8 protein-coding genes are annotated in these 12,639 nt (G+C 72.4%); all 8 read right to left on the bottom strand.

All coding sequences use genetic code 11. The features are described 5' to 3' along the window. Positions 1 to 1,554, bottom strand: a 1,554-nt coding sequence (locus tag GXW76_RS22560; RefSeq protein ID WP_211864371.1) for an SUMF1/EgtB/PvdO family nonheme iron enzyme, incomplete at its 3' end; no start/stop codon positions are given. Positions 1,555 to 1,557: 3 nt separating this feature from the next. Continuing rightward, on the bottom strand, positions 1,558 to 2,742 hold the full coding sequence (locus GXW76_RS22555) for an FtsX-like permease family protein (RefSeq protein WP_211864367.1): 1,185 nt from the start codon (positions 2,740 to 2,742) through the stop codon (positions 1,558 to 1,560). Between the two features lie 2 nt (positions 2,743 to 2,744). Next, positions 2,745 to 3,476, bottom strand: a complete 732-nt coding sequence (locus GXW76_RS22550; protein WP_211864366.1) for an ABC transporter ATP-binding protein — start codon at positions 3,474 to 3,476, stop codon at positions 2,745 to 2,747. A 145-nt stretch (positions 3,477 to 3,621) separates the two neighbouring features. Further along, the gene (locus GXW76_RS22545) at positions 3,622 to 5,517 is read right to left on the bottom strand and encodes a vWA domain-containing protein (RefSeq protein WP_211864364.1); all 1,896 of its coding nucleotides are present in this window, start codon (positions 5,515 to 5,517) and stop codon (positions 3,622 to 3,624) included. Then, positions 5,514 to 6,587 (bottom strand): hypothetical protein, encoded by a 1,074-nt coding sequence (locus GXW76_RS22540; protein ID WP_211864362.1) that lies wholly within the window; start codon positions 6,585 to 6,587, stop codon positions 5,514 to 5,516. Before GXW76_RS22540 ends, GXW76_RS22545 begins: the two co-directional genes overlap by 4 nt. Continuing rightward, positions 6,584 to 9,181 carry a virulence factor SrfC family protein gene (locus GXW76_RS22535; protein ID WP_211864361.1) on the bottom strand — a complete coding sequence of 866 codons (2,598 nt, stop codon included), beginning with the start codon at positions 9,179 to 9,181 and terminating at the stop codon, positions 6,584 to 6,586. The genes GXW76_RS22540 and GXW76_RS22535 overlap by 4 nt, the downstream gene beginning before the upstream one ends. After that, positions 9,178 to 12,144, bottom strand: coding sequence for a virulence factor SrfB (locus GXW76_RS22530; RefSeq protein ID WP_211864360.1), 2,967 nt, complete (start codon positions 12,142 to 12,144; stop codon positions 9,178 to 9,180). The genes GXW76_RS22535 and GXW76_RS22530 overlap by 4 nt, the downstream gene beginning before the upstream one ends. A gap of 79 nt (positions 12,145 to 12,223) precedes the next feature. After that, positions 12,224 to 12,639 (bottom strand): hypothetical protein (locus GXW76_RS22525; protein ID WP_211864359.1); only part of this gene is annotated, 416 nt, incomplete at its 5' end.

The following is a 12,639-nucleotide window of genomic DNA, read 5'->3' as shown; positions in this document are numbered from 1 at the left end:
CGCCTGGGTCGGCGGAGCGGTGCCGCGCGCCGCAGCCAGCACCTCCTCCCGCAGCCTTTCGCGCGGCGGCAGGCCGCGGTCGCGCGAATCGGCGGCATGCCGCGTGGCGACATCGAGGTAGGGCCCGAGTTCCGGCGCGCCGCGCGCCTCGGTCTCGCGCGCCACCACGGCGGCCTCGGCCGTCAGGGCAGCGCGGTCGGCGCTGCGGCCGAGATCGGCGACAATCCGCGCATACCCATCCAGCGCGAGTTCCCGCTCAACCCGCAACCCTTCGGCGGCACGCGCCCAGTTCGTGCGCATTTCCGGGCTGGCCTGCACAACGTCGCCGCCATCGATCAGCGCCTGGAAGCCATCGAGCCGTCGCTGCGAAAGCCCGGCGGAACGCCCGAGCACCGCGGCCCCTTCCAACTGCGCGCGGATGCCGGCGCGCTCCTGTTCCAACCGCGACCGTTCCGCGGCCATCAGCCCGGCCTCGAGCCGGTCCAGCCCCTGGCGCAGGCGCGGGTCGGCCCCTTCGCGCAGGGCGGCGATCTGCCGGCGGGCGTTCTCCGCCTCGGTGCCGCTGGCGCGGCTTTCGGCCTCGAAGGCGCGGTTCAGGGCCTCGGCGCGGCGCAGGCTGGTGGTGACATGCGCCGCCAACGCGACGCGGAAGCCCACCGAGGCAAGCCGCGTCGGCTGCCCGTCCGTCGCGTCAAAGGGCGGGATCTCGATGCGCAGCGACGCCCGCAGCGCCGTCTCCGGCGTACGGAAATCGCCGCCCTTCACCACCACGCCGCCGGCCTGCCCGTGCAGGCGGCCGACACGCACGGCACGGAAGGGCTCGAGCACCATCTCGCCCACATTGCCCAGGATATCGTGCAGGCCGAGCGGGTTCGGCTCCAGCATCCCGACAGGCTGCGCGCGCCCGGCCGCGGACCGCGGCCCCTGGAACCAGGCGTAGCGCGCGGTGCCCTCCGGCATCGGGAAGGTGCGCGCGAGGAAATCCAACTCGCTCACCGCGGCGCCGCCGCGCGCGGCGTATTCCCATTCCTCTTCCGTCGGCAGGCGGACGAAGGCCGGGGAACCATCCGCCTGCGGCAGGCGTGCCCGCGCATTGCGCAGCAGCCAGGTGGTGTAGCGCTGGGAGAAAGCGACGGCATCGAACCAGGACAGCGTCGCCGCCGGCAGGCGCCCGTTGGCGGCAGGCGTCGGGCAGCGTTCCTCCATCACCGCGGCGTATTGGTCGCGCGTGACCTCGTATTTGCCGATCCAGAAGACCGCGACGTCTCGCCCCTCGGCGGCGAAGGGGCCGGCGATCGCCTCCCGTCGCGCGAATTCGGCGACGCCACCGGCCGGGTCGGTGGTGCCGAGCGTCACCGGCCGGTCGTCCAGCGCGCCGGGACCGGCCGGTGTCTCGACCGCGCGGAAGGCCATGGCGCCGCCGCAGGGCATGGGCAGCACGAGGTCGCCATCGGCCGCGCGCGGATTGGTGAAGTCGGCCGGCCAGGGCGCCTGCGCCGCGGCAGGCGCGGCCAGCATCAGCAGCAGCGCGGCGGTGGCGGTGGCGGTGCGCATCCCTCAGCCCTCCGCCAGGCCTTCGGCGGGCGGCACCGCGGCCGCGCGCAGCCCGGCCAGCACCGCGGCGAGCAGCGCACCCCCTAGCGTCACGCCGGCGGCCGCCAGGCCCATCCCCGCCGTCAGCAGGCACACCGGGCGGTCGCCCGTGACGGTGCCGGCGAAGGCGCGGTTCAGCACGGTCGCCACCGAGGCCGCGATGGCAAACGCCATGACCGCCCCCGCCAGCGCCACCGCCGCCGCCTGGATCAGCGGCAGCGCCAGCAGCGCCCGCCGCTTCAACCCCAGCAGCGACAGCAGCGCCAGGTCCCGCCGCTTGCGTTCCACCTGCGCCCAGAGCCCGACGCCGAGGCTGACAAGATACCCCGCCCCGCCCGCGCCTGCGATGGCGAGGAACAGCAGCGCAAGGTTGCCGTCGAGCCGCAGCAACCCCGCCACCGCCTCGGCGCGCGAGGCGACCTCGATGCCGGCGAGGCGGAACTCGCGGTCCAGCGCGGGCACGTCCTCAAGCCGCGCGGCGTGCAGGCGGAAGCCGGCGAAGGGACGCGCGCGGGCCTCGGCCTCGCTGCCGGGTCGCGCATCTGCGGCGGCGGTGCCGTCGAGGAAATCCTCCACCAGCAGCAACACCGGCACCGTGGCGAAGGCGGAATCGCGCAGCGCCGCGGCAGGCGGCGCGATGTCGGTGACACGCAGCGGCAGGCTGAGCACCTCGCGCTCCCCCCCGCGGCTGCGCGCGACGGAGGCAAGCGCCGCATCACCCGTCCGCAGCCCCAGCCGTTCCGCCGCCGTCGCCGACAACACCAGCCCGTCCGCGCCCGGCACAAGGCCCGGCAGCAGCGGATCGCCCTGCGCCGTCGGCAGCAATTCCATCCGCACTCCTTGCCCTTCCCGTGCGGGGTTCTCGATCACGATCGTGGCCGACAGCGCGCGCGTCCGCGGCACGAGGAAGGCGATGCGCGGATCGGCGGCAAGACGATCGAACAGCGCCGGCTCGAGGGTCCGGTTGACGACGGAGACCACCTCCCGCGCGCGCGGATCGTCGAGCAACTCGGCCCGCAGCCCCGCGACGACGCCCTGCCGCAGCCCGAACAGCACGATCAGCGGCGCCAGCACCGCCGCGCAGCCCAACGCGGAACAGAGGAACAGCACCCGTTCGTGCCACAGGTCGGCGAGCGCGAGGCGCAGCATGGTCAGGCCGCCTCGGCCAGCGGCGCGCGCGTGAAGACGGACCGCGCCACGCCATCCTCGCCCGGCGCGTGCGTCACGCAGGCAAGCACCGGATACCCCGCGCGCGCGGCACGCTCCGGGTCATGCGTCGCCACCAGCAGCGCCGCGCCCGCCTCCGCGCATTCGCGCTTCAGCAGCGCCAGCACCGCATCCGCCAGTTCCGGATGGACCGAGGCGGTCGGCTCGTCAGCGAGCACCAGCGCCGGCCGGTGCGCGAGCGCCCGCGCGATCGCCACCCGCTGCCTCTGCCCGACCGAAAGCGCCGCCGGCCGCTTGCCGAGTTGCGCCCCGATGCCGAGTTCCTCCGCCAGCGTAAGCACCCGCGCCGGATCGGGCCGCCCGGCGATGCGCTGCGTCAGCGCGATGTTCCCGGCGACACTGAGATAGGGCAGCAGCCCACCCGTTTGCGGCACCACGCCGATCTTCCCCGCACGCAATCCGGCCAGCGCATCGCGCCGGCCCTCGCGCCAAAGGCGCAACACATCCTGCCCCGCGAAGCCGAAGCCCTCCGCCGTATCCGGCGGCGAGGCGAGCGCAAGCATCATCAGCAGCGTCGATTTGCCGCTGCCCGAGGGACCGGCCAGCGCCAGCGCCTCGCCCGCCGCGAGGTCGAATTCCGGCACTTCCAGCGCGAAGGGCGCCGCATCCCCGCGATAGGCCTTGTGCAGTCCACGAAGGGACAGCAACGCGGTCATCGCGCAACGCCCGGCGGCGCGCGGCCATGCTGCGAGCCGGACGCGCAAGGCGCGACCGCGCCCAACCCGCCCGCGGCGCCCAACGCACCAGCGCATGGCGGGCAATCCAATGGCGCCGCCGACGCCCGAGGCGGGCAACCGCTCATCACGGCAGCGCGTCGAGCGGCACGGGAAAGAAGGCCTCCCCGCCGGGCCGCCCGTCCAGCGTCACCCAAAGGTCCGGGCGCGCCGCGAATTCCTGATACAGCCGCAGCTTAGCCTCGATCCCGTTGATGAGTTCCCGCTGCGCCGCAGCCCCCATCGAGAGCCATTCCTGCTCGGTGAGTTCCATCACCTGGCTCTGGTAGGGCAACCCGTCGAGGTATTCCCCCAGCGCCTGCCCGACGCGCGCGAGGTTGCCCAACCGCTGCGGATCGCGCGCCGTCGCCGCGAAGGCCGCGCGCAACTGCCCGAAGAAGGACCGCGGATCAGTCCGACCCGCCAGCCCGGCATCGAGGATGCGCGTCAACGCCTGCGACAGGTCGCTCAACTGGTTGCGCGTCAGCAGCACGCGCACGTCGAGCGCGGCGAGCGTCGGATCGCGCAGGTCGCGGTCCGTGGTGAAGGACCGCACCACGTCCGGCGCCGTCGTCCCCCCTTCCCGCCCGAGATAGGCCAGCCGCATCGCCGTGCCGACGATCTCCACCTGCTGCGCGATGCGCTCGGCCTCCGGCGTGCGCGCCGGCTCCACGCCTCCGACCGGGCGCCCGACCGTATCCGCCACCTGGCGGAACAGCGCATTGGTCAACCCGTTCACCACGCGCTCGAAGGATTGCGGGCTGCCGCCCTCCACCGGGAAGTACAGCGAACCGGCCGCGCCATAGCGCGTCAGTTCCGTGTACTGCGCGCGCGCATGCGCGTGGTTGTGGCGCCCTTCCGACGTCTGCAAATGGATGGCGAACAAGGCGACGCCGCGCGCATCCGCCAACGCCTTGATCTCGGGGATGCCAAGGCGGGTCTGAGATTTCGGGTCCATCGCATCGAGCGCGCCCGCATCCGTGATCAGCACCACGTAGCGCCCGCCGAAGGCCGACCAGTCCACCTGGTCGATCGCCACGCGCAGGCCGGCGATGGCGTCCTCGTCGAACTGCTCGGTGGAGGCGGTGGCCGCGCGCACCTGCTCCAGCGCCGGCAGGATGGCGCCCGGCGGCTGCGCGAGGTCCGGCGCCGCCACCAACCGCGTGACATACTCCAGTTGCGGCCGCGCGGAGATGTCGGCGCGATAGGCCACCATGCCGAAGCGGAAATTGTCCCGCACCGCCGTGTCGCCGATGCGCGCGACGATGCGGCGGATGGCTTCGCGCGTGCGCTCGATATAAGGCTGCATCGAGACAGTGCTGTCGATCACGAACACAACCGCACCGCGGAAGTCCCGCAGCCGCGACGGGTCCGCCTGCTGCGGCGCCTGGCGCAGTTCGGCGGGCGCGGAGATCACCTCCAGCATCCGCATCTGCGTGCCGTCGCGGCGCTGGATGGTCTCGGCCTCCAGGATCGGCAGCAGGTAGAAGTTGCGCTGGATGTCGATGAAGGTCTCGGGTTCCAGCGCCAGCACCGGGCTGCCTGGCTGGCCCGCCGCCGCGCGCAGCGCCACCGCATCCTGCGTCATGGATGGCGAGGCGAGCAGCCCGCGCAGCGTCTGCGCGTCACGCAGGAACATGGTGCGCTCGCGGCCCGCGGGATTGGTGAAGGCGCCGACCATGGTGTGGCGCCAGTCGATCGCGCGGTCCTCCCGCAGCCAGCCTTCCGTGCGGCCATTGGCCTCGCGCCCGACCTCGATCCAGCCGTCACGGCGCGCATAGACGTGCATCACCGAGAAGCCGGGCAAGGGCCTCCCCTGCGCGGCGCCCGGCTGGGCATGCAGCGTCGCGCCGGGCCGCAGGATGACCCGCTGGAACAGCGTGGTCTTGCCCGGGATCAGCAGCGGCTGGCGCCCGGCGGTCTGCGCCTGCGCGGCGGCAGGCAGCGCGGCGGACGCAAGCAGGAGCAGGCGGCGCGGCGTCATTGCCAGAAATCCCTGATGGTCAGCGGCGCATTGAGGTCGCCTTCCCTCGCGCGGTCCTCCAGCCAGCGTCGCAGCCGTGCGCGAGGCTCGGCCGCGGCGGCGTCGCCCGCCGTCACCGCGTCGCGGTAATGCCGCGCGGCCTGGCGGGGGTCGGGATCGCGGAAGGGCCGGCCGGGCGTGAAGCCGACCGGATCGTAGAGCCCCGCAAGGCGCGTCAGCGATGCCGCATTCCCGGCGCGCGCGGCGGCCTCCCACAGCAGCAGCGCATCGTCGTAGCGCCCGCCCTCGTAGCGACGGGCGCCTTCCTCGGCGATGGCGGCGGGCGAGGCAGCACGGGCAATCACTTCCGGCACCGAAAGCCCGTCCAGCGAGACCGGCTGCTGCGGCTCGGCCTGCGGTCGCACGGGCGGCAAGGCCGGCGGTTCGAGCGGCTGCGGGGCGATGACGACGGGATCCTCGGGCGGGGGCGCATCCGGCGCCGGCCTTTCGCGGCCCAGGAACCACCACCAGGCACCGCCGCCTGCGGCAGCCAGCAGCAGCAGGACCAGCAGGATCCGCGGCAGGGCGGAGGTCGTGCGCGCGACAGGCGCCTGCTGCGGCACCGAGAGCGGCGGCGGGGCGGGCCTCGGCGGCGCGATGGCTACCGTCGCGTCGGGGTCCTCGATCGGCAGGGGTGGCGGCACGGGCGCAGGCGCCGGCCGCGCGACCGGCGGTGGCACGGCGATGGTGTTGCCGCTGCCGCCATGCAGCGGCGGCACGTCCGGCCAGAACAGCGGCGCGTCGATCCCGGCCGAGGGCAGGCGGAACAGCACCGGCCCGGCCTCCAGCCAATCCGCGATATGCGGGCCGAGGTAGAGCCGCACCCCCTGCGGCGAGGTTTCCACCCGGTCCGGCGTGACCAGCGCGTCACTCACCTGCCAGCCTTCCGGCCCGAGCGTGCCCTTCGCCCAGCCTTCGCGCAGGATGCGGAAGCGCGCATCGGCCGGCGGGTCCATCACGCCCTTCAGCAGGATGATGGCATGCCCGCCTTCCGGATGGGCGGGGTCCGCGGCGGCGAGAACCGTCGTCATCTGGCCGCGCCGAGCACGCCCAGGATCTTCCCCAGGCGCTCGTTCTGCGCCACGTCGATCTCGAGCCCACCAGGCGCCGTCACATTCTCCTCCGCGAGGCGCGAGAAGGCGCTGATCCAATCGACGTGGAACTGCTTGTCGTAGGATTCCGGCTGCGCGGCGAGATGCGGCATCCCGTTCACCGGCGGGCGCGGCGCGAAGACCGGGCGATCGGTGCGGCCGGCGCGCGGGCGCTGGTCGGGCGCCAGATCGGCATAGCCGAGCGTGTGGACGAAGCGGTTCACCAGCCCCTCGGCCACCATCACCGGCTTGCTGGCGCTCTCGCTCAGCTTCTGGCGGTAGGAGGCAGCCTCCCGGAGACGGTGGGCGATCCTCGCCGATAGCCCGGTGCGCCGCGCGCCGGCGCCGATCTGCGCGACCAGCGCGGCGGCGGCGTCGCGCGGCAGCTTCAACTGTTCCGCCATCTCCGGCTCGGCGGCGGCGTGGTGCATCTTCTCCATCCACTCGCCCACGGCCATGTCGGCATAGCGTTCGAAGGCGTCGCGCGCACGGTGCTCGCCCTGCGCCGCGGGAGCCACGAGATCGCCGAGTTCGGCGAGGTAATCCTCCTCCCCGGCCCGCGCGCCCACCGGGGCTTCCTCGTCGGGCTCGGTCTGCATGCGCCACCAGGCGGAGGTCAGTTCCTCCGGCGTCACCTGCAGGTTGCGGATCAGGCGGCCGAAAGCCTGGGCGGCGGCGCAGGCGACCAGCGCACGGCCGACGACACGCGCTTCCTCCCGCCGCTTGGCGAGTTCCGCCGTCAGGTCGCCGGAATGCCAGTAGGGCGAGAGGCGCCCGGCCATGTCGGCACGCAGCGCCTCCAGCCGAGCGGCGATCTGGCCGCGCTTGATCGCCGGGTCGCAGACCGGGCGCAGGCTTTCCGCGAGGTAGGAGATGCCGCCGTCGTTCAGCGTCATCGCCTCGTCCCAGGCGCGCACCGGATCGGAGAAGTGGCGGCGGCAATCCTCGTTGGCGAGGAACTCCTCCCGCAGCCGCGCGAGGCGAGGCGCCTCGGCCGCGCGCGGCGCCGCCTCCCGCCCATGCTCGTCGTAGTCGAGGATGTGCTTGGCCGCGACGTTCGGGTTGCGCAGCCAGTAGGTGTTGGCGAAGGGCTGGCCTGCCGCCCAGTTGTGCGGCCAGTCGTACTCCTTGCCGAAGAAGTCGAGCAGCGAGGCGTTGAGGCGAATGGTCCAGCGGCTGCCGGTGCCTTCGGTGGCGCCCTTCTTCTCCTCGAACTCGGTGTCGAACTTGGTCAGCACGAGGAACAGCGCATTGCGATGGCGCGAGCGTTCCTCCGGCGTCGCGCCGAGCGTCCCGTCCACCCAGTCCTTGATCATCCGCGGCAGGGTGCGGACTTCCTGGTTCGACGGCCCGATGCAGAGCAGCATGGAGGTGATCTCCTGCTCCGCGCAGTATCGCTGGTACAGGTACGCCACCTTGCCGCGCAGGAAGAGGCCCGGCAGCTTCCCCTTCTCCGCGAGGAACCGCCCCGGCTGCGTCAGCTTCTCGCGCGACCGCGCGCCGGGGAAGTCGAGCAGGTCCGTGACCTCGAAGAAATCCCAAGGCTTGTCGCGCAGCGCGATGGTCAGTTCCGCGACCAGCGCCGCGACCGCCGCGCGCGGCAGCACCGCCTGGCGCCCCGCCCGTGTCCGCACGTCCAGCTTGCCGTCCGCCGGATCGCCCAGCATGCCGAGCGTGCGGACATCGATGATCGAGGTCTCGCGCGGCGAGAGCGCGGCGAGCGGCACGAAGGCCTCGTCCGGGAAGTCGAGCGCCGCCAGCGCCTGCAACAACTCCCGCGCGGCGGCGGTGAAGGCCTCGTGCCCGTTCCACAGGATGGAGAAGAAGCCTGCGCGCTCCGCCACCGGCAGGCGCGGTGCGATGGAGGCGGCCTGCACCCAGAAGGCCGAACCGAGCCCCGGCACCAGCGGATGGCCGCGGAACAGGCTCTCGAAATACTCGCGCAGGTCGTCGATGTCGTCCTCGGTCAGCCGGTCCACCGGCTCGGAGCCCGCACGCGCGGCGAACCGCGCGCAATGCGACTGCACGAGTTCCGGCGACGGGATGTCCACCTCCGCCGGGTCGAAATCCTCGAGGAAGGTGTTGCCGAGGATCTTCACCACATCGGTCTGCGACAGCAGCCGCAGCGCGACGGGATGCCCCGGCACCGTCGATGGCGGCCGCAGCGTGAAGCGAGTGACGAGGCCCGTCGCCTCCTGCCCGCCCTCGGGGTTGATGTCGCGCACGAAGTCGAGCGCCGCGCCGTCGAACATCGCCGTGACGGAATCCTGCCCGCGCCGCGCCAGCGCCGAGATCAGGTAGGACTTGCCCGACTGCGAAGGCCCGAAGACGGCGACGCACATCGGCCGTTCGGCGGCCGCTTCCAGCTTGCGCGCGCGGCGGGCGAACTTGCGGAAGTCGCGCGCGACAGCCTGCGCTTCCTCCCGCACCTTGGCGCGGTTCTCGGCGAGCCAGCCGATCGCGTCGGTGGCGGCTTCCGCCGTGCCGCGGGCGGCGGCGGCAAGCGCGGCATCGCTGGTCACGTCGAGCCTCATGCCATCCCCACCACGCCGGTGTCGCGCCAGTAGCCGGCTTCGCTCTTCATGGTTTGCAGCCGTATCTCCACATCGGTCCGCCGCAGCGCGGTGCCTTCGGAATCCTCGATCTCCTCGACGCGGAAATCCTCGCGCTTTTCCTCCTGGCCCGGCGCGTCGGGGTCCATGTCGGCGCGACGGATCTTCACCTTGAGCGGCAGCGCCATGCGAGGAACGCTTTCAGGGTTCGCGAATTCCAGCGCATAGAGCGGCGTCGCCGGCCAGCGTTCGATCGGCAATTGCCGGAAGCCGAGGAAGGTCGGCGCCGCGAAGTTCATGGTGAAGGTGACCTCGTCGCCCGGGTTGGGACGTTTTTCGAGATCCACTTCCGACAGCAGCACGCCCTGCTCGCGGATCTGGCCGGAGATCTCCATCCGCCCGATGTAGCGCGCGGTGGATTTCATCCCGAGTTGGCTGGTCCGCATCAGGAAGGATTCCAACCGCCCTTCCGCCAGCGCGCAGAGCATGGCGCCGACGGCCGCGCTGGTCTTGGGGTCCTCGATGCGCGCGTTCGCGTCGCGGAAGGGATACCAGCCGCCCACGGCATAGCGGTGCATGCCGATGATGCGATGCGGGGGCACCGGGGACTTCGCCAGCACGATGTCCGTCACCGCACGCAGCCGCGAGGGTCGCCCCGACAGCAGCAGCACGTCGCAATCGTAGTGCCAGACCACCTCGCAGAGGTCGGCCAACACCGGGCCGAGCGTGGCCTGGATGACCGCCTCAACCCGCCGCGCATCGGCCGCGACCTCGACATCCGCGATGGCGAAGCCCCGCGCGCCGGCCTGGCGCGCGGCGGTTTCGAAAAAGGCGATGGCGCGTGGATTGGCGGGCTGCGCTTCGCCGGCGAGCACGGCGCCGATCGTGGCACGGAACACCTCGCCCATCTGGCGGCCCTCGATGCGCTCATAGGCGTGCAGCACGGCGAGGCCGACCGGTTCCAGCACCTGCGCCACGAACTGCCGGCGCAGGTGGCGTTCCACCTCGGACTGCCCGCCCCGATCGCCGCCGAGCGTCTGCCGCAGGAAGGCCTGCGGGTCGGACATGCCGGCGGCGCGCAGCGCATCGGCCACCTGCGGCAGCACGAGATGCGTGATGAGCCCTTCCAGCACCTCGTCGCCCGCGATCTTGAAGCCCTCGCGGAATTCCTGGCGCGGGACGATGGTGTCGCGGTTCTCGACGCTCCAGGTCACCACCATCAGGTCCGTCGTGCCGCCGCCGATGTCGATGGAGGCCACGCGCAGGCACGGATTCGGCCCGCGTTCCGGCCGCACGCGCCCGGCGAGCTCGAACATCCCCTGTGCGTCGCCCTGCAGCCGCTGGGTGATCTCGGTGTAGAGCCAGACCACCTGCGTCGCCGTGGCTTCATCGAGGTTCAGCAGCACGCGCGGTTCGGGCGGCGCGGTCGGCCCGGCCTCGGTCCAGCCGAGCATGTCCCAGGCGAGTTTCACCGCGCCCTCGGCGCGCTCGCGCAGGATCTTCTGCTCCGCCAGAGGCATGGCCGGCGGCAGGGTCAGGATCACCCGGCGGAGCCGGCGCGGGACGTCGGCGAAGCGGCGCGCGGCGCGCGTCGCCGGCGCGTTGATCTGGCTGACGGCCTGCATGAGCAATTCGGCGAGCAGGAAGGTGAACATCGACGACCGCGAGAAGCGCGCCCGCACCGCCGGCTGCCCGCGCCCGCGCAGCATGCGCAGCGCCTCGCCCGTCTCGGTGACATGCGCCATGAACGGGCCGGAGACCGGCGGTTCCGTCGTGACGCCATCGCTCGCGCGCCCGTTGAACCGCCAGCCCTGCACGTTCGGCCGCCGGTCCCAGAGATAGCGCTTGGGCGACGATATCCCGGTTGCGCCCTCATTCCCCTGCGTCGCGGCGGCGAGCCGCATCGCCTCGGGCCCCACGCGCACGGGCGAGGGCCAGCGGAAGGCATTCGCCCGCCCCGAGCGCCGCGAGATCGCATCACGCCCGAAGGACCCTACGGCGAACTCCACCCGGCTCTCGAAGGGCCGTGCATAAAGTTGCTCCGGCCGTGACAGGTCGCGCAGCGTCAGCACCGAGGAATTGTTCAGCGACGGCGCATCCTGGCTTTCCTCCACCAGCAGCCCGCAGGTGCGCGAATTGCCGACATCGAGGACCAGATCGACATTGATCGGCGCATAGCCGCGATTGTCGGACACGACATCCACCAGCCGGATGCGCGGCAGGATGCCGATGCCCTCCAGCAGTCCGAGGAAGCTCAGGTAGCGCGCCCAGTGCTCGCAGGCATGGGGGAAGTCCTCTGGCCGCAGCGCCCGCCCGCCGCGCTGCGCCTGGCGCAACTCGCGGAAGCCTTCCTCGAGCCATTGCCCGACCCAGGACTCATTCAGGAACCAGGCGTTCTCCGCATGGCCGCAGACCGGCGCGAATTCCTGCTGCCGCGCGCTGTCCTCGGGCGCCGGCGCAATATAGGGCCGTTCCGGCACGCGCGGCATCAGCGCCGTGTCGAAGGCCAGCACCAGCCGATGCGAACGCCCCTCCGCATCCCGCTGCGGCAGTTCGGCGATATAGGCGCGCGCCCAGTTCGAGGGCCCGCGGTCATAGACTTCCTTCCCGTCCGCGCCCCGCGCATGGACGCGGAAATAGGGCAGCGGCACCCACTTGTTCAGGAAAGCCTCGAGCGCCTGGGCGCGGGAGATGGCGTAGGTTTCCTCCGGCGCCGGCACCTGCCGCGTCACCGGATCCGCGAGGTTGCCGTCCGCATCCGGTTCCAGCACGCGCAGGATGACCGGGGACTTGCCCTCGTGGTCCACCTGCTCGCGCAGCGTCTCTTCCCAGAAGTTGCGGGATCCGCGCGGCAGCCGATCCACATCGAAGTCGATGTCGAGGAACTGGATGCCGGAGGACGGCACCAGGCTGATCAATCCGGCGGTGGTCGTGCTGCTGCTCATGGATGTCCCATCTCGCGCGGCGCAGTCTGCCGCACCGCGGCCCGCGGCGCCAACGTGGCGGGTTCGATGCTTGCGGGCATCAGTTCACCGGACAGTTGAGGCGGTAGCGCCACCGCGTATTGGCGAAGGGGCCGATCACGACGACCTCCACCACGTTGTCCCCGCCCTGCGGCCGCCAGTCGAAGCCGATCCGCCCGCGCCCGCTCACCATCCCGGGGGTCGAGGCGACCACCCGCCCACGGTAGCGAACCTCGATCCGGTCCGGCACCGTCTGGGTGTCGTAGTCGAGCGTCACCGGACCCGCATTCGGGCCGAGGTAGTGCCGCGTCCGCGTCTCCCCCGCGCCGCCGGACTGGGTGTCCACGTTGCAAGGCTCGGTGCCGGGCGGCGGCCCGGGCGGAGGCTGCGGCGGCTCGGGCGGCGGTGGCGGGGGCTCCGGCGGCGGCAGGGGCATCGGTTCCTCCGGCCGCGGCGGCTCGGGTTCGGGCGGACGCG

The organism is Neoroseomonas soli (assembly GCF_018129065.1).
In the GTDB taxonomy this organism is placed as follows: domain Bacteria; phylum Pseudomonadota; class Alphaproteobacteria; order Acetobacterales; family Acetobacteraceae; genus Neoroseomonas; species Neoroseomonas soli.
This window is presented reverse-complemented; position numbering and strand designations above follow the sequence as displayed.